This window comes from Flavobacteriaceae bacterium, from assembly GCA_003443635.1.
Lineage (GTDB): Bacteria > Bacteroidota > Bacteroidia > Flavobacteriales > Flavobacteriaceae > AU392.
Genome location: CP031964.1, coordinates 79,872 through 103,423, shown reverse-complemented (window position 1 = coordinate 103,423; position 23,552 = coordinate 79,872). Strand labels below are relative to the sequence as shown.

At 30.8% G+C, this 23,552-nt stretch carries 25 protein-coding genes; 9 read left to right on the top strand and 16 right to left on the bottom strand.

What is annotated here, in order from left to right; genetic code table 11:
- Positions 1–10: 10 nt before the first annotated feature.
- Positions 11–577, bottom strand: a complete 567-nt coding sequence (locus D1817_00415; protein ID AXT18379.1) for a DNA-3-methyladenine glycosylase I — start codon at positions 575–577, stop codon at positions 11–13.
- 102 nt (positions 578–679) lie between these two features.
- On the opposite strand from D1817_00415, the gene D1817_00410 reads away from it, so the two are divergent.
- Entirely contained in the window at positions 680–1,297 is a 618-nt protein-coding gene (locus D1817_00410; protein AXT18378.1) for a thioredoxin family protein, read from the top strand.
- Here D1817_00410 and D1817_00405 read toward each other — a convergent pair.
- The 7 genes from D1817_00405 to D1817_00375 form a co-directional block, all read right to left on the bottom strand.
- Positions 1,284–2,018 (bottom strand): hypothetical protein, encoded by a 735-nt coding sequence (locus D1817_00405; protein ID AXT18377.1) that lies wholly within the window; start codon positions 2,016–2,018, stop codon positions 1,284–1,286. The two genes, D1817_00410 and D1817_00405, sit on opposite strands and share 14 nt — an antisense overlap.
- Positions 2,019–2,069: 51 nt before the next feature.
- Positions 2,070–2,615 carry a hypothetical protein gene (locus tag D1817_00400; GenBank protein AXT18376.1) on the bottom strand — a complete coding sequence of 182 codons (546 nt, stop codon included), beginning with the start codon at positions 2,613–2,615 and terminating at the stop codon, positions 2,070–2,072.
- Positions 2,616–2,654: 39 nt separating this feature from the next.
- A complete protein-coding gene (gene truB / locus D1817_00395) occupies positions 2,655–3,359 on the bottom strand; it encodes a tRNA pseudouridine(55) synthase TruB (protein ID AXT21191.1) in 705 nt (234 codons plus the stop codon).
- A gap of 45 nt (positions 3,360–3,404) precedes the next feature.
- Positions 3,405–4,199 (bottom strand): undecaprenyl-diphosphate phosphatase, encoded by a 795-nt coding sequence (locus tag D1817_00390; protein ID AXT18375.1) that lies wholly within the window; start codon positions 4,197–4,199, stop codon positions 3,405–3,407.
- 57 nt (positions 4,200–4,256) lie between these two features.
- Positions 4,257–4,523 carry a DUF3098 domain-containing protein gene (locus D1817_00385; protein ID AXT18374.1) on the bottom strand — a complete coding sequence of 89 codons (267 nt, stop codon included), beginning with the start codon at positions 4,521–4,523 and terminating at the stop codon, positions 4,257–4,259.
- Positions 4,524–4,683: 160 nt separating this feature from the next.
- Positions 4,684–5,562 carry an ABC transporter permease gene (locus tag D1817_00380; protein AXT18373.1) on the bottom strand — a complete coding sequence of 293 codons (879 nt, stop codon included), beginning with the start codon at positions 5,560–5,562 and terminating at the stop codon, positions 4,684–4,686.
- A 166-nt stretch (positions 5,563–5,728) separates the two neighbouring features.
- Positions 5,729–6,694 (bottom strand): DMT family transporter, encoded by a 966-nt coding sequence (locus D1817_00375; GenBank protein ID AXT18372.1) that lies wholly within the window; start codon positions 6,692–6,694, stop codon positions 5,729–5,731.
- A gap of 202 nt (positions 6,695–6,896) precedes the next feature.
- Here D1817_00375 and D1817_00370 point away from each other — a divergent pair, with 202 nt between their 5' ends.
- Positions 6,897–9,956, top strand: coding sequence for a leucine--tRNA ligase (locus D1817_00370; protein AXT18371.1), 3,060 nt, complete (start codon positions 6,897–6,899; stop codon positions 9,954–9,956).
- 164 nt (positions 9,957–10,120) lie between these two features.
- A complete protein-coding gene (locus D1817_00365; protein AXT18370.1) occupies positions 10,121–10,819 on the top strand; it encodes a zinc metallopeptidase in 699 nt (232 codons plus the stop codon).
- Between the two features lie 58 nt (positions 10,820–10,877).
- On the opposite strand, the gene D1817_00360 is transcribed toward D1817_00365, so the two are convergent.
- The gene (locus D1817_00360) at positions 10,878–11,348 is read right to left on the bottom strand and encodes an AsnC family transcriptional regulator (GenBank protein ID AXT18369.1); all 471 of its coding nucleotides are present in this window, start codon (positions 11,346–11,348) and stop codon (positions 10,878–10,880) included.
- 90 nt (positions 11,349–11,438) lie between these two features.
- Positions 11,439–12,803: a saccharopine dehydrogenase gene (locus tag D1817_00355; protein ID AXT18368.1), complete on the bottom strand. Its 1,365-nt coding sequence runs from the start codon at positions 12,801–12,803 to the stop codon at positions 11,439–11,441.
- Positions 12,804–12,892: 89 nt separating this feature from the next.
- Between D1817_00355 and D1817_00350 the strand changes: the two genes are divergently transcribed.
- Together D1817_00350 and pckA are read left to right on the top strand one after the other, a co-directional pair.
- A complete protein-coding gene (locus tag D1817_00350; GenBank protein AXT18367.1) occupies positions 12,893–13,282 on the top strand; it encodes a DUF423 domain-containing protein in 390 nt (129 codons plus the stop codon).
- Positions 13,283–13,349: 67 nt separating this feature from the next.
- Positions 13,350–14,960 (top strand): phosphoenolpyruvate carboxykinase (ATP), encoded by a 1,611-nt coding sequence (gene pckA, locus D1817_00345; protein AXT18366.1) that lies wholly within the window; start codon positions 13,350–13,352, stop codon positions 14,958–14,960.
- A gap of 91 nt (positions 14,961–15,051) precedes the next feature.
- On the opposite strand, the gene D1817_00340 is transcribed toward pckA, so the two are convergent.
- Positions 15,052–15,801, bottom strand: a complete 750-nt coding sequence (locus D1817_00340) for a uroporphyrinogen-III synthase (protein ID AXT21190.1) — start codon at positions 15,799–15,801, stop codon at positions 15,052–15,054.
- A gap of 19 nt (positions 15,802–15,820) precedes the next feature.
- Entirely contained in the window at positions 15,821–16,465 is a 645-nt protein-coding gene (locus D1817_00335) for a DUF4271 domain-containing protein (GenBank protein AXT18365.1), read from the bottom strand.
- Positions 16,466–16,540: 75 nt separating this feature from the next.
- Between D1817_00335 and D1817_00330 the strand changes: the two genes are divergently transcribed.
- Genes D1817_00330 through D1817_00320 form a run of 3 tightly spaced genes read left to right on the top strand, consistent with a single transcriptional unit; the run spans position 16,541 to position 19,120 of the window.
- A complete protein-coding gene (locus D1817_00330; GenBank protein AXT18364.1) occupies positions 16,541–17,266 on the top strand; it encodes a polyprenol monophosphomannose synthase in 726 nt (241 codons plus the stop codon).
- A 1-nt stretch (position 17,267) separates the two neighbouring features.
- The gene (locus D1817_00325; GenBank protein ID AXT18363.1) at positions 17,268–18,614 is read left to right on the top strand and encodes a dihydroorotase; all 1,347 of its coding nucleotides are present in this window, start codon (positions 17,268–17,270) and stop codon (positions 18,612–18,614) included.
- Positions 18,614–19,120, top strand: coding sequence for a DUF4296 domain-containing protein (locus D1817_00320; GenBank protein ID AXT18362.1), 507 nt, complete (start codon positions 18,614–18,616; stop codon positions 19,118–19,120). Before D1817_00325 ends, D1817_00320 begins: the two co-directional genes overlap by 1 nt.
- Here the strand turns inward: D1817_00320 and D1817_00315 are convergent.
- Positions 19,115–20,128, bottom strand: coding sequence for an NAD-dependent epimerase/dehydratase family protein (locus D1817_00315; protein AXT18361.1), 1,014 nt, complete (start codon positions 20,126–20,128; stop codon positions 19,115–19,117). The two genes, D1817_00320 and D1817_00315, sit on opposite strands and share 6 nt — an antisense overlap.
- A gap of 71 nt (positions 20,129–20,199) precedes the next feature.
- On the opposite strand from D1817_00315, the gene D1817_00310 reads away from it, so the two are divergent.
- Entirely contained in the window at positions 20,200–21,495 is a 1,296-nt protein-coding gene (locus D1817_00310; protein ID AXT18360.1) for a tyrosine--tRNA ligase, read from the top strand.
- Positions 21,496–21,596: 101 nt separating this feature from the next.
- Here the strand turns inward: D1817_00310 and D1817_00305 are convergent, their stop codons facing one another.
- The 3 genes from D1817_00305 to D1817_00295 form a co-directional block, all read right to left on the bottom strand.
- A complete protein-coding gene (locus D1817_00305) occupies positions 21,597–22,037 on the bottom strand; it encodes a YHS domain-containing protein (GenBank protein AXT18359.1) in 441 nt (146 codons plus the stop codon).
- Positions 22,038–22,104: 67 nt separating this feature from the next.
- Positions 22,105–23,085: an acyl transferase gene (locus D1817_00300; GenBank protein ID AXT18358.1), complete on the bottom strand. Its 981-nt coding sequence runs from the start codon at positions 23,083–23,085 to the stop codon at positions 22,105–22,107.
- 52 nt (positions 23,086–23,137) lie between these two features.
- Positions 23,138–23,479, bottom strand: a complete 342-nt coding sequence (locus D1817_00295; GenBank protein ID AXT18357.1) for a T9SS C-terminal target domain-containing protein — start codon at positions 23,477–23,479, stop codon at positions 23,138–23,140.
- Positions 23,480–23,552 lie beyond the last annotated feature (73 nt).

Here is a 23,552-nt window from a genome sequence, read left to right as displayed (position 1 = left end):
AATAATCAGATTAAACTTCATTATATCTAAAACAATTTACTTCATGATCATTCACCATACCAGTGGCTTGCATATGTGCATAAACTACTGTAGAGCCTACAAATTTGAAACCACGCTTTTTTAAATCTTTACTAATTATATCACTTAAAGCAGTATTTGCTGGTGCATCTTTATAAGTTGCAAAAGCATTTTTTATAGGTTTACCATCAACAAAATTCCATATGTATTTACTGAAACTTCCAAATTCCTCTTGAATTTTCATAAAAGCTTGTGCATTAGTAATGGTAGCATTTATTTTTAATTTATTTCTAATGATTCCTGCATCTTCAAGAAGCGTATCAATTTTATCTTGATTGTAATTAGCGATCTTTTTATAGTTAAAATTATCAAATGCATTTCTAAAATTGTCGCGTTTTCGTAAGATCGTAATCCAGCTTAATCCAGCTTGAAAAGTTTCTAAAATTAAAAACTCAAAAAGAGTATCATCATCACGAACGGGGACTCCCCATTCTAAATCGTGATAAGCTTCATATAGGTCATCACCTATACACCAGCCACATCTATGTTTTGTAGTCATTACCTATGTAAGTTTCTGCCTTAAATATAGACATAGTTATGATAATAGTCATATTTTTTAACATGTATGACACTTAGTTTTACAGATTAGAAAACAAAATTTATGAATAGTACAATAAAAAATAGCCTCGAAAATAGTATGTCTTACCAAGAGTATAAAGATTTGGTAAAACAAATGGCAGAACAAAACTCTACTACGGGTGCAGAAAAGACTGAAGCCCTAGCAGAATATACTAAGCTCAACGATAAACGTATGAAACGTTGGGATAAAACAGTAAAAGTATCTGAAGAAATTCAAAATCAAATAGCTGCTTTTGAAGGGAAGGTAACTTGGTTAATCCTTACAGAAAGCTGGTGTGGTGATGCAGCGCATATTATGCCAGTAATGAATAAAGTTGCTGAATTAAATGCAAATATTGAGTTTAAAGTAGTACTTCGAGATGAGAATGACGAGCTAATGAATCAATTTTTAACTAATGGAGGGAAGTCAATTCCAAAATTGATTATGATTGATAATGAATCTGAAGATGTTGTAAATACATTTGGACCTCGCCCATCAGAAGCAACTCAAATGGTAAATGATTATAAAGAAGCACATGGTAAATTAACTCCAGAATTTAAGGAAGATTTACAAATGTGGTATAACAAAAATAAGGGGCAAAATATTATTGACGATTTGTCGAAAATGATTTGTGAATTACAACCTGCTACTTGCCTTTAAAATAAAATGTAATAGAACCAAGCTGCGAAGGTTTTGATGCATCTGCATTAAATTTCGCAGCTTTTGCATATTCTAGAGCATGATCTACCATACATCCATCTTTAGATGTTGAAGCATTATTAAAATAGGTGTCAATAACATTACCACTGGCATCTACTGTAATATTTATAACAATTTTCCCGCTTTTTTCACATAAATAAACAGGTGGAGGGATTTCTATTTTTGTACGATCAACCAAAGAGTAACTAATCGAACTGTTTTTATTAACATTACTAGAACCCCCTGAAGCAGTTCGTTTCTTTTCAGAAATAAGATCCTTAATCTCATTAAATGCCGAATCATCTTCAGCACTAAATTCACTTTTGCTATTAGATGAATTATTGTTTTTGGAGCTTTCTTGAGAATTTTCAATGGTATTTCTATTTCTAATTTCTTCTAAGCGTTCATTAAATGCTTTTTCATCTGGAGCTTCATATTGTTTTGTTTCATTATATGCTTGATTAGTACTAGTAGTATTTAGCAAGTTATCTAAGCTTTTAATAATATCTTCTAACTCTTCTTTAGATTCTTCTACTATAGGCTCAGATTCTACTTCATAAAAAGTTTCTGCAACCAAATGAGGTTGTTTTTTTACTTGAAGTGTAAAACCCAAAATCACCACAACTGTAGATAAAAAAGTTGTGATAATCAATGCTTTATATGTGCTTGTTGCTATAGGCATTTAATATTAAACGTAAATTTATATAATATACGTTCATTTATCTAAAAAAGTTTAGAAAACTATGAATTCCAAAAATACGGAAACACTAGATAGTTTTTCGGTTTGTCGAAACCCAAATCGTTTTCTACTAAAATCAATACCAAATAAAATGGAATTTTTATAATCTCCATCAAAAACTTGAACACCAACCCCAGCTTTATAAAGTGTTCCTTTTTCAAAATCGCTACCTAAATTTAATAAACGACCATAACCACCTCTAATAAATATATTATCATCATCTACAAAAATATTATATCTCAAACTTAAGTATGTTGGAAAAAACAGAAGCCCTTGTTTAGAATGCCAATCGAGTTCAGCATTTAATCCAATAGAAGTACGTTCGTCAAACTGATAGCCTACAGTATTATTTATAAAAAAAGCACTAGGGTTTATGAGAACTTCATCATCTTCATTACCAATTTCAAAATCCTCATTAATAGTTAACGTTGCTGCAAAAGAACCTTTGTAAAATAAACCATGAGTTTTGATGTCATCTGGTTCTTGAGAAAATAAAAAATAGGGGATAGTTAGAAATACAATTATGATTGACTGCTTCATTTTGTGTTTTGTTGATTGAAGCAATTAGAATATCAAAAATTATTCCGAAGATAAATTAGTTATAAATTGTTCAATAGAGATAGCATTATCAACATTAAAATCACCAATCTTTGTTCTGCGTAAAGCAGATAAATGAGCTCCAGAGTTTAATGCTTTTCCAAAATCGTTTGCTAATGAACGTATGTAAGTACCTTTGCTACAAACTACTCTAAAATCAATTTTAAACCCTTCAATATTGGTTATTTCAAATTCAGAAACATGAACTGTTCGAGATTTAATTTCTATAGACTCTCCTGCTCTGGCAAATTCATATAAACGCTTTCCATCTTTTTTTAAAGCTGAAAACACAGGGGGCACTTGCTCAATATCTCCAATAAATTTGGTGGTAGTATTTATAATTAAATCTCTTGTGAGATGTTCTGTAGAAAAAGTATTGTCAATCTCTGTTTCAAGATCGTAAGATGGTGTTGTACTTCCTAAAGTAAATGTCCCTGTGTACTCTTTTATTTGTCCTTGAAAACGATCAATTTGTTTGGTCATTTTACCTGTGCATATCACTAATAATCCACTGGCTAACGGATCTAAAGTTCCAGCGTGCCCTACTTTTATTTTTTTAATATTAAAAGCTTGACGTATTTCCCATCGTAATTTATTTACAACTTGAAAAGATGTCCAATGCAAAGGTTTGTCAATGAGTAAAACTTGACCAGATTTATAATCTTCTCCTGTTTTAATTCGATTCATTTGCATTATTTTTTAATGATCTTATGGGATCTTTTAGATTTCATTTTAATTTAATAATGAAATCATAATAGCGATGACCCCTACAATAACACAGTAAATGGCAAAATATGAGAGCTTACTCTTTTTTACAAGTGCAATCATCCAAGTGCAAGCAAATAAACCTGCTATAAATGCTGCTATAAACCCAACAGAAAGTGCTGTGAAATTATCACTGCTGTAAGTTAGATCTCCACTAAAAACATCTTTCGCAATTTTTCCAAAAATTAAAGGAACGACCATTAAAAAAGAAAAACGAGCAGCTTTTGTTTTATCGTTTCCTAATAATACAGAAGTAGAAATTGTGGCCCCAGAACGTGAAATACCTGGTAAAATAGCTATAGCTTGTGAAATACCAATAACAAATGCATTTTTAAAAGATACTTTTTTATCAGTATTTTTTGCTTTATCAGCAAGAAATAATAAAGCTGCTGTAATTATAAGCATGAATCCAACTAATAATACACTATTTCCAAAAAGCTGTTCAAGCTGTTCTTCAAAAAAAAGGCCTACAAAAATTGCAGGAAGCATAGAGATGATAATCTTTGTGATAAACTGAGTGTCTTCGTTCCATTTAAATGAAAATACTCCTTTTATAATTTCTAGAATATCTTTTCTAAACACTACAATGGTACTAAATGCTGTTGCAAAATGGAGTACAACTGTAAACAAAAGACTTTCTTCAGGAATAGATTCGTCACCAAGGATGGCTTTTCCAAGTTCTAAATGTCCGCTAGACGATACAGGAAGAAACTCAGTTAATCCTTGTATAATTCCTAAAATAATAGAATCGATAATTTCCATTTCACAAAAATATCAAAATAGAGATAGGATACTTTAGAAAAGATTTAGAATTTGAAATTATTTTTTTGAATTAGAATTATCAGGATTTAAAAGAATTGCATACACCTGAATTCCAAAGCCAATTAACACTAATGTTGGCGCTAATCGAATACGTCTAAAATTAAAAATTTCTGGATTAAAAACATTGGGGTCATCACTTCCACCACCAGACATTAAAATAAAACCAAGAGCAATACAAGCTAATCCTATAAACATAAATTTATAGTTCTTTTTGCCAAATATAAAACTACTTTTTGAGTCTTGCTTTCGTTTTTGCTCTCCCATAATTATTTAAATTCAGTAAATATAATGTTGCCTCTTATTGTTAATTGAGCAATATGTTTTAAATACTAATCCAAAACTTTAATAAATGCAAAGTAACTGTTTTATTTAAAACTTTTACGTTAAGAGCTTCTAAATTTATAGAGCACTTCTAATCTTACTATTAATAATATAACTGATCTGTTTTTAAATTCAAAAATCGCTGTGTTGCAAAATAAGTGCTAATCCAAGTAATTATAATACCTAAAAGGAAAACAATAACAAACAAAGCCGAAGTTAATACAGGATTCCCTAATAGCTCTAATTCTGGAAATGTTTTATTAATATAATATAAAACAATTGCCATTCCTATGAGTGCTAAAAGAGCACCAATAATACCTAATCGTACACTTTTTAATATAAACGGACGCCTGATAAATTGCTTGGTAGCTCCAACCATTTGCATGGTTTTAATAATAAAACGCTTAGAGTACACGGCTAAGCGTATCGAGCTATTAATAAGTAATACGGCAATTAAAGTAAACAAAGCACTAATTACCAGTATCCAAAAACTAATACGCTTTACATTACTATTCATAACAGAGACCAAATCTTTGTCATACTGCACATCGTTTACATATTTTTTGGTAAGGATAACTTGCGAAATACTATCTAAATATGTTTCTGTAACATATTCGGCTTTAAAATTAACGTCTATAGAGTTTTGTAACGGATTATATCCCACATCATCTAAAAAATCTTCTCCATATTCTGTTTTTAAAAATTCAGCAGCATCTTCTTTAGAGATATATTTAGCTTCTTTAGCATAAGGAGATAGTGCTAAACTTCTTTCAAGCTGCTTTATTTCAACATCTTTAGCAGAATCATTAAAGTAAATATTGAGTTGAACACGTTCTTTAAAATTATTTGAAATTGTATTGGCATTCAATACTAACATCCCTAATAAACCTAATAAAAACAACACTAAAGCAATACTAATAATTACCGAAAAGTATGATGAGATTAAGCGTCGTTTTTGATGTTTTTCAAAAGATGAACTCATATGATGAATTGGATATGCAGGTAAAAATATAAAAGAAATCTAATTCTTAAAGGATTAGAACGTTTAAACTATTAACATTGTTATGAGATGTGTCTTTTTGTAGTGTAAATAGATAATTATTTATTTCACGATTTTAAAATCTCTTGCTCTGGATTATGGTTTTCAATCACTTGAATTTTTGGTTTAGCTTTTCTTTTTTCGGTTTCAAGCTTATTAAATATACCCCAGAAACTACAAGAGCGCAGCTTAATATTTTCACTAAATTAATATCCTGAGCATATTCAGTGTTATTAAATGCATAAGCATAAATACTTACCATAATAAAACTCACGGCAGGCTGCACATAAGTATAGCTTCCGGTAACAGATGGAGATACTTGTTTTAAGGCATAAATATTAAACAAATAAGCTAAAAATGTAGTGCCAACTACTACAAATGCTACAGCGAGATATGTGTTTAATGTAAAGGTTGAAAAATCGGTAGATAACATATCACTTATTCCAAAAGGGAACATAAATACAAACCCAAACAAAAACACCCAGGAAATTACTGTAAGGCTATTATATTTTTTCATTAAAGGTTTTACAAGTACTAAGTACATAGCGTAAGAACTTGCATTAATAAATACCAGTAAATTCCCTAAAAGAGAACTTGTGCCTCCCGAGCTTTTACCATACCAAACTAAAAATATAGCACCAATACCTCCTATAGTAATTCCTAATACCTTATTAGTAGTAACTCGTTCTTTAAGAATAAGAGCACTAAAAATAAGTACCATCACAGGGATAAATGTAATAATTATAGAAGCATCAATTGGAGACGTCAGGTTTAATCCATGAAAAAATAATAGCTGATTGGTAGCAACTCCTAAAAGACCACATATTACCAAACGCCAAAGATCTTTTTTCTCAACACGTTCTTTTATAAATGATTTTATCAGCCAGAATAAAATACTAGCTCCTAAAATTCTAAGAAATACAAAAGCAGCAGGTCCAATTTTATTAGGCATCACTCCTTTAGCAATAAGGTAATTGGCACCGTAAATAATATTTGCGCCAAGTAATGCAATATGTGCTTTGTAATTCTGTATTCCCAATACTTGAAATTTAATGATGAGCGCAAAAGTAGAAATTACTTTCTACTAAAAGATAATTATTAACCTTTTAATGGGATTTATAAATTAGAACCAAAGGTTTTATAGTATACTATTTAAAATGTAAATTTGCAGCTTTAAAATTTGTCATTCCTAGTAAAGCGCGCGAGTCTGTTTAACTTTAAGTTTTAGATTAAAAGATTAACACTTTCATAATGACGAAGATATCTATAAGATTACAATGAAATACGATTTCAATTCGATAGAAAAAAAATGGCAAAAATTTTGGTTAGACAATCAAACATTTAAAGCTAGTAATAAATCAGATAAACCTAAATACTACGTGATGGATATGTTCCCTTATCCAAGTGGCGCAGGCCTACACGTAGGCCATCCTTTAGGCTATATTGCTTCAGATATTTATGCGCGTTACAAACGTCACAAAGGATTTAATGTATTACACCCACAAGGATATGATAGTTTTGGATTACCTGCTGAGCAGTATGCAATTCAAACGGGTCAACATCCTGCTGTAACCACAGAAGAAAATATAAAAACCTATCGTCGTCAATTAGATCAGATCGGATTTTCATTCGATTGGTCTAGAGAAGTACGTACTTCGAGTCCAGAATATTATAAGTGGACCCAATGGATTTTTATAGAATTATTTAATTCTTGGTATAATAAAAACACAAATAAAGCAGAATTAATTTCTGATTTGATAGATATTTTTTCTACGAAAGGAAATGCTAATATTAATGCTGAATGTGATGACGATATAGAATTGTTTTCTGCCGAAACTTGGCGAGGAATGTCTTCTGAAGCACAGCAAGAAATATTGCTTAAATATAGACTGACTTATTTAGCTGAAAGTGAAGTGAACTGGTGTCCTGCATTGGGAACAGTTTTAGCAAATGATGAGATTGTAAACGGTGTGTCCGAACGTGGTGGTCATCCTGTAGTTCGTAAAAAAATGACACAATGGAGTATGCGTATCTCTGCTTATGCTGAACGATTACTTAAAAGTTTGGATACGATTGACTGGCCACAACCCTTAAAAGATTCTCAAACAAATTGGATAGGAAAATCTGTTGGCGCATCTGTTACATTTAATGTGAATAATCATGACGAACAGATAGAAGTATTCACCACACGTCCAGATACCATTTTTGGAGCTAATTTTTTAACCTTAGCTCCAGAACATGAATTGGTGACTAAAATTACAACTCCAGAACAACAAGACGCCATTAAAGAATATGTAGAAGCGACTACAAAACGTAGTGAGCGTGATCGTATGGCAGATGTAAAAACCATTTCGGGAGTATTTACAGGAGCCTATGCAGAACATCCATTTACAAAGCAACCTATACAAATCTGGATTGGCGATTATGTACTGGCAAGCTATGGAACAGGAGCGGTGATGGCGGTACCTTGTGGGGATCAGAGAGATTATGATTTTGCTAATCATTTCGGAATAGAGATTCCTAACGTTTTTGAAGGAGTTGACATAAGTGAAGCAGCACATGTAGATAAAGACAATACAGTAATTGCTAATAGTGATTTCTTAAACGGATTACCATATAAAAAAGCACTAAAACGTGCCATTTTTGAATTAGAAAAAATTGGACACGGAAAAGGAAAAACCAATTACAGATTACGTGACGCTGTATTCTCTCGTCAACGTTATTGGGGAGAACCATTCCCGGTATATTATGTAAATGGAATGCCTCAAATGATAGATGTAGCACATCTACCTATTAAATTACCTGAAGTAGAAAAGTATTTACCAACAAAAACAGGAGAACCACCATTAGGAAATGCAATTACTTGGGCTTGGGATACTAATACAAATAAAGTTGTTTCAAACGATTTAATTGATGGTAAAACAATTTTTCCATTAGAGTTAAATACCATGCCAGGATGGGCAGGAAGCTCGTGGTATTTCTTCCGTTATATGGAAGATGCTATGCGAGATGAAATCTTTGCTAGTGAAGAAGCATTAAAGTATTGGAAAAATGTAGATTTATATATTGGCGGAAGCGAGCATGCTACGGGGCATCTATTATACTCACGTTTTTGGGTAAAGTTTATGAAAGACAGAGGTTTTGTAGGCGTAGATGAGCCGTTTAAAAAACTCATTAATCAAGGGATGATCTTGGGGACGAGTGCTTTTGTGTGTAAAATTACAGATTTTGCTCTTACTTATGGAGAAGATGAAAATCAAAACTCTGATGCAATTGTATTAGATTTAGAAGATTTAAATAAAAGAAAAGAAGTAATTAAGAATTTGGAAAATACATTTTCAAATACATTTATTTCTTTTGAGTATTTGGAAGAGGCTTTTAATAAGCAATTTAAAAAATTCCCAATATTTATTAAGGCCAATGAAATTGAACCTTTAAAAAATAAGTTTAAAGAATTAGGGTTTAATGAAAATATAACCTTAACAATCAATCCTTATCATATAGATATACAGTTTTTGAAAGTTATTAAAGATGTATCGAGTTATAAATATACAGATGAACTTAAGATTGAAGATTTTAGAAGTTGGAGAGTTGAATACGAGAATGCTAAGTTAATCTCTAAAGAAAATTTGTTTAAAGTTTTTAGAGATGTCGAAAAAATGTCTAAATCTAAATACAATGTCGTCAACCCAGATAACATATGTGAGCAATATGGCGCTGATAGTTTACGTCTTTACGAAATGTTTTTAGGTCCATTAGAACAATCTAAACCTTGGAATACAGCGGGGATTACAGGTGTACATAGTTTTCTTAAAAAATTATGGAAATTATATGTTGGAGAAAGCGAATTGAATGTTAATGATGCAGAACCAACAAAAGACAATTTAAAAACATTACATAAAACCATTAAAAAAGTAGAAGAAGATATTGAGAGTTTCTCGTTTAATACCTCGGTATCTACTTTTATGATTGCAGTTAATGAGTTAACTACTCAAAAATGTACAAGTAAATCTATTTTAGAACCATTACTAGTATTGATTTCTCCGTATGCACCACATATTGCTGAAGAGTTATGGGCGCAATTAGGAAATACAGAATCTATTTCTATAGCTGCTTTTCCAATATTTGATGAAAGTCATTTGGTAGAAAACAGTAAAAACTATCCAATCTCATTTAATGGTAAAATGCGTTTTACTTTGGAGTTACCTCTGGATATGAGTAAAGATGATATTGAAGCGACAGTTATGGCGCACGAAAAAACACAAGCGCAATTACAAGGTCGAATTCCTAAAAAAGTGATTGTTGTTCCTGGTAAGATTGTAAATGTTGTTGGTTAACGTCATTACGAGGAGTGAAGCGACGTGGTAATCTTTTTATTATTTTAGAGATTGTTTTACTGCATTCGCAATGACACGGCTTACTGACAAAATTTCTGAATACTAAACTGGCGTTATTTTTGTTATCTTTAGTGTAGATTAAGAACCTTAAAAAATAAAGAGATATGATGAATTATTATATAATTATTGGAGCAGTAGCTTTAATAAGTTGGTTGGTAAGTAATCAATTAAAACGAAAGTTTGCATTTTATTCTAAAAAGCAATTGCGTAATGGTATGAGTGGTGCAGAGATTGCTGAAAAAATGTTAGCAGATCATGGTATTACAGATGTGAAAGTGGTATCTACCGCAGGACGATTAACAGATCACTATAACCCTAAAAATAAAACAGTTAACCTAAGCGAATCGGTATATAATCAACGTAATGCAGCAGCAGCAGCAGTGGCAGCACACGAATGCGGGCATGCAGTACAACATGCGCAAGCATATGGTTGGTTGCAAATGCGTTCTACATTAGTACCTATGGTAAGTATTACTTCTGGGATGTCGCAATGGATTGTTATTGGTGGTGTAGTATTAATGGCTACTAATGCAATTGGTGGTGGAGGCTTTTATATTGCTGTAGCTGGATTTATAATGATGGGTTTTGCAACATTATTTAGCTTTATTACATTACCTGTAGAGTATGATGCGAGTAATAGAGCTTTAGCATGGTTACAAAACAAACATATGGTCTCTCAGGAAGAATATAAAGGTGCTGAAGATGCACTTAAATGGGCAGCGAGAACCTATTTAGTTGCTGCACTTGGTGCTTTAGCAAACTTAGCATACTGGGGATTTCAGATATTTGCCAGCAGAGATTAAATAACAGCAATTTTATAATACAAAAGCTTCTTATAATACTTTAAGAGGCTTTTTTGCTTTATATTTTAATCTGCCTGTCAATCTGCTGATCTAAAGAAATAAATGTTTCTGTACGCGATACCCCTGTAATGGTTTGAATTTCTTTATTTAGTAAATGCATTAAATGTTCGTTATCTCTTGAGAGTACTTTAATAAGAATACTCCAATTCCCTGTTGTATAGTGGCACTCTAAAACTTCGGGTATTTTTTTTAATTGCCTTACTGCATCAGGGTTACTTATGGCTTTATCTAAAAAAATACCAACAAATGCCATTGTAGTGTACCCTAAAACCCTAGGGTTAATTACAAATTTAGAACCAGATATAAGTTTAGATTTTTCGAGTTTTCGTAAGCGTTGATGTATGGCAGCGCCAGAAATACCTACCTGTCGTGCAATTTCTAATACTGGAGTTCGGGCATCATCCATTAAAGCACGAAGTATTTTTTTATCAATCCCATCAATACGAATATTTTGATCTGTAACCTTCAAAGCAATTATGATTTTAAATTAAAAGATAAAAATACTAAAATGATTTTTAATTGAAACCTATGTTTTCGTAAATTGAAAACACACTTTAACCTAAACGTTTAAAGGATTGTAGCCTAAATAAGGAACTTCTTTTTCTTTAAAAACAATACCGAAATCTTCTAATTCATCTAGAATCGGATTATAAATTTCAGGTTTTATAGGGCGTTGTACACCAGGAGTTGTTATTTTTTTATTTAAAATAGCCAACGTTGCAATAGCAACAGGTAGACCTACAGTTTTTGCCATGGCAGTATAAGTTTGATCTTCGCCAAGAGTAACCATTGTGGCATCTATTTGATGTTGCTTTCCATTTAATTCATAACCAAATTTGTGATACATCACAATCATATCTTTATCATCTTCACTAAGTGTCCAACTATCCATTAATATTTTTTGAAGAATTTGTGCAGGAGTTGCTTTTTTGAGAATGACCATTTTTTTAGAATTAAAAATATCTAATTCTTCTAGTTTTTCCCAGATAATATCATCTTGATCAATTTTTAAAGCATGCCTAAACTTTAGCTCTACAGAATCGCTCGGACTGTAAGGTAAAAATGCATTTACAAAATCACGATAACTCATATTTTCACTATCGTCTATAGTGTAACTATCATCTGTCATTCCTAATTGTACAAACATATTCCACGCACGACTAAAACCAATACGACGCATTGTACCACGATATAAGGTTTTAATGTGATCTAACCCATATACACTTTGATATTTTAAAGAATCACGATTTGCATAACCTTCGAAACGACCATAACCCTCAATTTCTAAAAATTCTGTACGTCTAAATAATCGATTATAAGGAATATATTTATAAGTGCCTTCTTGTAAAAATTTTGCTGCTCCACCTTGGCCAGCAACTACCACATTTCTCGGATTCCAGGTAAACTTATAATTCCATAGATTGTTATCACTTTCTGGAGCTACTAAACCACCAGTAAACGACTCAAATAATATAATATCGCCTCCTTTATTACGAATGTCATCTATTACCCGCATAGCGCTCATATGATCAATACCTGGATCTACACCAATCTCGTTCATAAATACCAGATTTTTAGACTTTGCCGTATCATTTAAAGCCTGCATCTCTTTACTAATATAAGATGCAGTAACCATATGTTTTTCATAAATAATACAATCTTTTGCAACTTCAATATGAAAACGTGCAGGGAGCATCGATACTACAATATCTGCATTTTTAATAGCAGAAGTACGAGAAACTTCATTAAAAACATCAAGAATAATAGCTTTTGCATTCGAGTTATTCCCTATTAATTCTTTTGCATTTTCTAAAGAAATGTCACCAATGGTAAGCTGTAATTTTTCAGATTCAGCTTTTTCTAAAAAATATTTTATAAGGTAAGAGGATGATTTACCAGAACCTATTACTAAAATCTTTCGCATAGTCAGAATAGTTGAGTAGCTTTGTAATAATTGCTATTACGAATGTAGTAAAATGAAATTGGTATTAATAACTTAAAATAAAAATTAATATGAATAAAAAACTATTAGTAGCGGGAAGTGTTTTAGGGCTCTTAGCTGTAGTATTGGGAGCTTTTGCAGCTCATAGTCTGGAAAAAGTAATTGATAACGATGCTATTGAAACTTTTCAGACTGGTGTGCGTTACCAGATGTATCATGCGATATTGCTTTTATTTATTGGAACTACTTCTAAACTAGTATTAAGGACTAAGAAAATTCTATTAATTTTATTAATTCTGGGAGTAATTTTATTTTCAGGCTCTATTTATGGCTTGTCAACAAATAATTTAACAAGCTTTGATTTTAAGAGTATAGGCTTTGTAACACCAATAGGAGGTTTATTTCTTATAATTGCTTGGGGGCTTATGGTGTTAAAATTTATGAAATTAAAAGAAGATTAATTCAGTTTTTGAATTAGGTTTTACAAAAATTCATATTTTTGTGCATTAAATAACACAACAAAATATTATGGTAGATAATACCCAATCGACGAAAACGATTTCGTTAGAAAAGTACGGAATTAAAAACGCGAAAGTAAATTATCAACTATCACCAGACGAACTTCACGATATCTCAGTGTCTAGTGGGCAAGGAGTTGCAGCATCATCAGGAGCATTAGCAGTTAATACAGGCGAATTTACAGGACGCTCTCCTATGGATCGTTTTATTGTTAAAGATGACGTTACTAAAGATAGAGTTTGGTGGGGAAATATTAATATCCCTTTTGATAGTGATAAATTTGAAAAACTATACGATAAGTTAGGCGATTATTTATCAAACAAAGAAGTTTTTGTTAGAGATAGTTATGCATGTGCAGATCATAATTATAAAACAACTATTCGTGTGATAAACGAATTACCGTGGAGTAATATGTTTGCTTATAATATGTTTTTACGCCCTTCTGAAGAAGAACTAAAAACATTTGATCCTGAGTGGACAATTATTAATGCTCCAGGATTTATGGCAAACCCAGAAATAGATGGAACAAGACAGCATAATTTTGCAATTTTAGACTTTACAAGGAAAGCAGCCATTATTGGAGGAACTGGCTATACAGGTGAAATTAAAAAAGGAATATTTTCAGCTTTAAATTTCATACTTCCTGTATTTAAAAACACGTTGCCAATGCATTGTAGTGCTAATGTTGGTGAAGATGGAGATACTGCTATTTTCTTTGGGTTATCAGGAACTGGTAAAACAACGTTATCTGCAGATCCTGAACGTAAACTAATTGGAGATGATGAGCACGGTTGGACTAATGAGAATACAGTTTTTAATTTTGAAGGAGGATGTTATGCTAAAGTAATTGACCTTTCTGAAGAAAAAGAACCAGATATTTTTAGAGCTATAAAACGTGGTGCTATTCTCGAAAATGTAATTATGGGCGATAGTGGTATTGTGGATTTTGAAGATACTACCATTACACAAAATACTCGAGTAAGTTACCCAATAGAGCATATTGATAATATTCAAGTGCCTTCAATAGGACGTAATCCTAAGAATATATTTTTCTTAACAGCTGATGCTTTTGGAGTATTACCTCCAATTTCTAAGCTAACACCAGGTCAAGCTGCGTACCACTTTATTTCTGGATATACTGCTAAAGTAGCTGGAACAGAAGCAGGTATTACAGAACCTGTGCCTTCTTTTTCGGCATGTTTTGGTGCGCCATTTATGCCATTACATCCTACAAAGTATGCAGAGATGTTAAGTGCTAAAATGCAAGAAGCTGGTGTAAATGTTTGGTTGGTAAATACTGGTTGGACTGGAGGACCTTATGGTGTGGGATCAAGAATGAAGCTAAAATATACTAGAGCAATGATTACTGCTGCTATGAATGGTAGTTTGGAAGCAGCGAATAAGGATAATTATCATACTCATTCTATATTTGGTGTACAACAACCAAGGGTTTGCCCTGACGTTCCTACAGAAGTATTGAGTCCAAGGACTACTTGGAATAATGATAAAGGATATTACGAGACAGCAAATAAGTTAGCAAGATCATTTAAAGAAAACTTTAAGCAGTTTGAAGATAATGCTAATGATGAAATTTTAGCTGGAGCTCCAAAAGAGAGTTAAAGATTAAAAAGAGTATAAATAAAAAAGCGCGATGTATTTATATCGCGCTTTTTTATTTATAAATCACAAGATAACTATTTGTGATATGATATTATTTCTTTGAATTCATCTCTTCAATATACTTCTCTAAAGCCATTGTCATTGAAGGAGTTTTTGGCGTTGGAGCAGCAATATCAACTCTTAGTCCTTTACTTTCAACAGCTTTAATTGTTGTATTTCCAAAAACAGCTATTCGCGTATTATTCTGTTTGAAATCAGGGAAATTTTGAAATAAAGATTCAATTCCAGAAGGACTAAAGAATACTAAAATATCATAAAATACATTCTCTAAATCGGATAAATCACTAATTACAGTTTTATAAAACGTAGCTTGTTTCCAATTAATACCTAAATCATCCAATATAGTTGGTATCTCTGGCTTTAATTTATCTGAGCTAGGTAATAAGAATGTTTCATCTTTATATTTCTTAATTAATGGTGATAATTCTTGAAATGTACGCTTGCCAACATAAATTTTACGTTTTCTATAAACAACATATTTTTGTAAATAATAAGCAACAGCTTCAGATTGACAAAAATATTTCATCGTATCTGGAACTTTAAAACGCATTTCTTCAGCTACTCTAAAAAAATGATCTACCGCATTTCTACTGGTAAGTATAATAGCTGTGTAATTATTTAAATCTACCTTTTGTAATCTAATATCTTTAGCAGTAACTCCTTCAACATGTATAAAAGGTCTAAAGTCAATTTTTACACGTTGCTTCTCCTGTAACTCGAAGTAAGGAGAGTTTTCTATCTTAGGTTCTGGTTGAGAAACCAAAATTGTTTTCACTTTCATAGGATCTTTCATCTACTAACTAATTTATAAATAGCTTATATAAAATTATATATGGTGCAATTTCAAGTGTGCAAAGATATAAAATAAAATAAAACAAGTTGTTTATAATTAACTTTTGATTTGCCAAAAAAGAAGTTATAAAGCCAATAAAATTAATGAGAAAGATTAACCCTATGATTATATAAATCAACTGAGAAGAGGGGGGAATAGCAAAACATAGTATGATATTAACAGGTAAAAGAACTAATCCAATGTAATTTTTATAATTTGTTTTTTGAAAAATATAAGTGTCAATTAAATTATCAATCTCGAAAAGACTACCTATTAAGCGTTCTAAAAGGATTTTAATTAAAATTAAAGCACCAATACCAACAACTATTTTTGTATACAATATGAGATTGAGCGTAATAGTACCTACAATAGTATTGTAACTAATAAAGCCAAATAAAGATAATGAAATGATTAGATTAATATATAATAATGAATCAAAGTGATCAATAAATTTTTGATCCCGAGAATAGATTTTAAGGTATTTAGAATTACCAATAACTAATAAAAAATCATTAAATCTACTAGAATATACATATTTAGCAATTGCTAAAACAAGTAAGCTAATCACTATTAAAATAGTATACCATTCTGTAGAGATAATTTCTCGTAACATAATTGCTAAATTATGAAGAATATTCTATAAAAATAGTCCTGTAAAAAACTTACTTTTGCTGAAATCACAATTTTTATGACAGACGCGATTGTCATCATACCAACATTTAATGAGATCGAAAATATTGAAGCTATTATTAGAGCAGTATTTAGTTTAAATAAAAGTTTTGACATTTTAGTAATTGACGATAATTCTCCAGATAATACAGGGTTGAAAGTAAAATCTCTACAGGAAGAATTTAAAAATCAGTTATTTTTAGAAACTCGTCAAGAAAAATCAGGATTAGGAACAGCATATATACATGGTTTTAAATGGTGTTTACAACGTGATTATGATTATATTTTTGAAATGGACGCTGATTTTTCTCATAATCCTAAAGATCTTATAAATTTATATAATGCTTGCGCTATAGAAAATGCAGATATGTCTATTGGTTCAAGATATGTAAAAGGTGTAAATGTAGTTAATTGGCCTATGAGTAGGGTGTTACTATCGTATTTGGCATCTAAATATGTGCGATTAATAACCGGATTGAAAATACACGATACAACAGCTGGGTTTGTATGTTATAAAAAGCATGTTTTAGAAACTATAAATCTAGACAAAATTAAATTTGTGGGATATGCATTTCAAATTGAAATGAAATTTAAAACATATTTAAAACGTTTTACTATTAAAGAAATTCCAGTAGTTTTTACTGATAGAACACGAGGAGAATCAAAATTAAGTGGAGGTATTATTTCTGAAGCTATTTTTGGTGTGATTACAATGAAAATTAAAAGTTTATTTACAAAAAAATAAAATGAAAGATAGTAGAGTACTTATAAAAAATGCTAGAATAGTAAATGAAGGTATTATTGCAAATGGAGATATTTTTATAGAAAATGAATATATAAAAAAAATCGCACCTTCTATAAATGATGAGTTTGACAATATTCAAATTATTGATGCACAAAATAATTATGTGCTACCAGGAATTATTGATGATCAAGTACATTTTAGAGAACCAGGGCTGACTCATAAAGGTAATATAGAAACAGAATCTAGAGCTGCTATAGCTGGTGGAATCACCTCTTTTATAGAAATGCCTAATACTAATCCTCAAGCAACAACGATAGAAAAATTAGAAGAGAAGTTTGATATTGCAGAACGAACATCATACGCCAATTATTCGTTTATGTTTGGTGGCACAAACGATAATCTTGAAGAAATTTTAAAAGTAGACGCAAAAAATGTTGCAGCTTTAAAATTGTTTTTAGGCTCATCAACGGGTAATATGCTTGTAGATAACCCAGAGACTATAGAAAAGATATTTTCTAGTACAGATTTATTAATTGCTGTTCATTGTGAAGATGAGGCAACAGTTCAAGCAAATTTAAAACAATATAAAGAAAAATACGGAGATGATATTCCAATAAAGTATCATCCAATAATTCGAAGTGAAGAAGCTTGCTACATTTCATCATCAAAAGCTATTGAGCTTGCTAAAAAAACAGGAGCACGATTGCATGTATTTCATTTATCTACAGGAAAAGAAACAGAATTGCTAACAAATAAAATAAAGTTAGAAGATAAAAAAATTACTGCTGAAGTATGTGTGCACCACCTTTGGTTCTCTGACGAAGATTATGAAGATAAAGGCGCATTAATTAAATGGAATCCAGCTGTTAAAACAAAAGCAGATAGAGAACAATTATGGGAAGCCTTATTAGATGATCGTATAGATGTTATCGCTACAGATCATGCGCCACATACTATAGAAGAAAAAGATAATATGTATACCAATGCACCTTCAGGAGGCCCTTTGGTACAGCATGCATTACCAGCTATTTTAGAAGCATACCATAGAGGAAAAATTTCTATTGAGAAAATTGTAGAAAAAATGTGTCATAATCCTTCAATATTATTTCAAATTGAAAAAAGAGGATTTATAAAAGAAGGTTATTTTGCAGATTTAGTTATTATAGATACTAATAATCCTTGGACTGTAAATAAAGATAATATTCTTTATAAGTGTGGCTGGTCTCCTTTTGAAGGAACAACATTTAAATCTAAAGTCACCCATACTCTTATAAATGGTAGTTTAGCATATAAGAATTCTGAATTTTATAACGTTAAAGTAGCAAGACGATTAACTTTTAATAGATAATGCGATTATTATTTAAATATATACTTTTTTTAATATTAATTACTTCGTGTCACAATAATACTATTGAAAAACCGAAGAAGCCAAAAAATCTTATTTCAAAAGAAAAAATGGTAGACATACTTTATGATATGACTATTATTACTCATGCGAAATCAACTCAAAAGCGAATATTAGAAAATAAAGGGTTTCAACCTGAAAGATATGTTTTTGAAAAATATAATATTGATAGCTTGCAGTTTACTGAAAGTAATGAATATTATACTTTTAATATTGATGATTATCAACAGATTTATATAGAATTAGATATTAGATTTAAAGCAGATAAAAAAATATATCAAGCTATTGTTGATAGTATAAAGAAAGCAGCAAATGCAGGCAAAATTGATTTGAATACTGAAAGGTCGAAATCTTTAAATCCAATAAAAGAAAGAATTGAAACAAATACAGAGATAAATGAAGAAGATGCTGACGCTGATGAAGAAGATGCAGAAGCAGATGATTCATAAATGATCTTCTAAAAAATATTTTGAATTATCTAGTATCGAATTATCTATTTTGATAAATTCTAAATGTATTGCATCTTTAATTTTAGAATTATCATAATAAGAAGTACTTAAGAGTGATTCTGCCAATTGTTTAGTAACCTTACGACGTTTATTCTTAAAAAGAGATCGTAACCAATCGAGGCGCCATGCAAAATTTAAAAGTAATTTAGAGACTTCTTTTTGAGGAGGCTTAGTATTTAAAGCCTTAGCTGTTTTTGAGAAAAACTCATTAAAAGAAACATTTTCTGAAACCAAAATATAGCGTTCATTTTTAATTGTACTTTCCATAAGTAATGTCATGGATTTTACAACATCGCGTACATCAACATAACCAGTTATACCCTTAGTATAATAATTTACACCTTTATAAATACGTTTAAACAAATTGCCACTGCCTGATCTCCAGAAACCAGAACCTAAAATAATACCAGGATTTATGACTATTACATCTAAACCCTCTTGAGAACCTCTCCACACTTCCATTTCGCCACCGTACTTTGTAATGGCATATACAGAATGATCTTCTTCAGGATTCCAATGTGTCTCTTCCGTGATAAAATTCGACTCTATATTTGACTTCCCTATAGCTGCAATAGTACTCACATAGCATAACTTTTCTATCGAATTACTTATACATAGATTTACAATATTAGCAGTGCCTTCAATATTTATGGACTTTAGATTGATATAATCTTTAGGATCAAAAGAAATTAATGCAGCACAGTGATATACTTTAGTAATATTTTTGAATACATAAACTAATGAAGGAACATCTGTAATATCTGCTTTTGTCCATTCAATTTTAGAAAAATGTAAATCAACGTCATTAGTATAGTAAGAAAAAACATGTTTTACAGCTTTTAAGGTATGCTCATCTCTATAAATCGCCCGAATTGATTCTTCTTTTTTTGTCAATGTATAAAGTAAATGACTTCCTACTAATCCAGTGCCTCCAGTAACTAAAATCATAAGACTAAATTACTATTTTTTTCTTTTCTCATCATTAGTGAAACAATTATCTTTGTTCAAAATTTTAAGAAATGACCAAGAGTTTTATTGAAGAACTACAGTGGAGAGGAATGATACATGATGTTATGCCAGGAGCAGAAGAGCACCTTGCTGAACAAATGCGAAGTGCTTATATTGGTTTTGATCCTACTGCCGATTCATTACATATAGGTAATTTAGTGCCAATTATGCTATTAGCGCATTACCAACGATGTGGGCATAAACCGGTAGCTCTTGTTGGTGGAGCAACTGGGATGATCGGAGATCCTTCTGGAAAATCTAGCGAACGTAATTTGTTAGATGAAGAAACACTTCGCCATAATCAAGAAGCAATAAAGAAGCAATTAGCTCATTTTTTAGATTTTGAAAGTGATGTCGCTAATGCTGCTGTTTTAGTTAATAATTATGATTGGATGAAAAACTTTTCATTCCTAGAATTTATTAGAGATGTAGGCAAACATATTACAGTAAATTATATGATGGCAAAAGATTCTGTGAAAAACAGAATCACATCAGAAACTTCTGAAGGAATGAGTTTTACAGAGTTTACCTATCAATTAGTGCAAGGCTATGATTTTCTTCATTTATATAAAACTAATAATTGTACAATACAGATGGGAGGAAGTGATCAATGGGGAAATATTACTACTGGTACAGAATTAATTAGGCGTATAGGAAGTGGTAAAGGGTATGCAATAACCTGTCCTTTAATTACCAAATCAGATGGTTCTAAATTTGGTAAATCTGAAGGAGGTAACGTATGGTTAGATGCCAAAAGAACATCACCATATAAGTTTTATCAATATTGGTTGAATTCTAGAGATGACGATGCAGAAAAATATATTAAGATATTTACGTTTTTAGATAGAAACACCATAGACGCTTTGATAGTTGAGCATAATAAGGATAGGGGTTTGAAAAAATTACAGAAGAAATTAGCTGAAGAAATTACAAGAATAGTTCATTCTGATGGAGAGTTTGAGAAAGCAAAAAAGGCTTCTGAGATTTTATTTAGTAAAACCTTTAAAGGCGATATTGAAACTATAGATGAGACTACTTTTTTAGATGTGTTTGAAGGCGTACCTCAAGCAGAAATTTCAAAAAACGAAATTGAAGAAGGTTTGGACATGATTGCTGCTTTGTCTGCAAAAACTAATTTTTTAAACTCTAATGGAGAAGCTCGACGTGCATTAAAAGAAAACTCAGTTTCTGTAAATAAAATAAAAATAAAAGAAGATTATAAAATTACTTCTGAAGACTTAATCAACGATAAATACATTATTTTAAACAAAGGGAAGAAGAATACCTACATAATTAAAATGGTATAAAAAGATGAAGTCCAACTATTATAAGTATAATAATCGGACTTCTTAAAAAACTAACCAACCTAAATTTTTCTTTCTCTTTTATATTTTTACAGCACTTGGCTTTAATGTTTTATAGCCTCCCAGTTTTTGTCGGCTTTTTGTTGTAAAACTTTCGCGCCTTCTTTTTTCCATGATTTTAAAGTGTTATTGCCCCAAGAGTTATAAAATAAATATAATTTATTATCTCTGATTTCATAAGTTTCTGGATCAATATCAACTTTTTTAGAGTTTACTGCTACGGCGTATGCACAATAACCACCATATTGAGGGATATATTTTTTTGGATCTGCTTTAAAAGCATTTAAATTTTCTTGACTAGAAAATTTGTATTTTGCTCCATCAAAAGTTGTTGAGAATTTTTTATCTCCTTTAACAGCTTCGTTATTAAAATAAGCTACAACATCATAACCTTCAACTACATATCCTTTTTTTACATTGTAATCAATTTGTTGAGCGAAAGAAGTTGTTATTCCTAAAATAAAAATTGCGATAAAAGTTTTCATAGTATAAACTTGTTTTTCATTAAGTCGAAAACAATTAAATACAATTACACAATAAGGTTTAAAAAAATTATAAGACCATCAGATTGCAACCTCGTATGTCAGAGTTATCAAATCTACCGATGATTTCAAAAGTTTTATTATCGTAGACTTTTCCTAAATCCTGAGTAGCAATAAAAGAACAAGAATTTATATTGGCTAGATCAATAATATTGATTCCTCCAGTCTTACCAGTTGATTGAATCGTGAGAGCATCTTCAGTATCTCTTGTTAGTACGCGCATCCAAGGCGGTGATTCAAAAACACTATTGCCTTTTGAATAAGCTTGAGAGAGTAATTCAGTCATTCCGTATTCACTATGAATATGGTTAAGTTTAAACCCCATTTTTAATTGATGATGTAGTTCTTCTCTAATCAATTCTTTTCTACGACCCTTCATTCCTCCAGTTTCCATTACCGTTGTGTTTTTTAGTTTGAATTGGTGTGATTCAATCAAATCTAATAGCGCAAAAGAAACTCCTAAAAGCAATACTTTAACACCAGAGTTGTCTAAAGAAATTAAGGTGGTTTTTAATTCTTCAAAATTATTTAAGTAAAAACCACTTTTAGGATGATTAGATTGAGATATCATATCATCTACCATATAAATTAACGAAGAATCTTCACGCTCTAAATAAGATGGTAATAAAGCGAGTATTACATAATCTTCAATATCTCCATAAAAGTGTTGAAACCCTTTTCTAAAACTTTTTTTATAAATATCTAAGTTTGTAATATAATGTTTGCTAGTTGTGCTACTTGTAGTTCCTGAGCTAGAAAACGAAATCTCAGGAATAGATTTAGAGCTTAAAATAGAATGCGATTTAAAGAACTGTATTGGTAAAAAAGGAATATCTTGAATAAGTTTTACATCACTAGGATGCTTATAAATTAAATCACAATAAGAACGATAAACTGGATTATTTTGAAACTGGTGTTTAAAAATAGATAAAGCAATAGTTTTAAAATCACTTTCAGTTTTTATACTAAATATATCTGCTGTATCTATCATTACTTATGCTTGATGCAAAAGTATATAAATTGAATCACTCTAAATAAATTAATTATTTAATCACTAATTTACGCGTAGCTGTAAAATCTCCTTCTCGTATTTTTAAAATATAAATACCAGGCTTTAGATCGTCTACTAATAATTCTTTACCGCGAAGAGTTAAAGCCATTACTTTTTTAGCCAATACATCATAAATCTCAATTTGTTTTTCCAGATTTAATTTAGTTGTAATAAATATCTTTCCAGTACTAACGGGATTAGGATAAATACTTAAATCAGTAATTTGTTGATTAGCTTTTTCTTTGAGGCGTTGGTTTTGAGACTGGGCATAATTTATACCAGCGAGAAACAAAAATATACAAATGAAAAACTTTAAAGAGTAGGTTTTCTTCATAAGCGTTAATTAATAATTCTGATGGTTTTGTAAATTTAAGTAAAATCCTCCAAAAATTAGACCAAAACTTTGT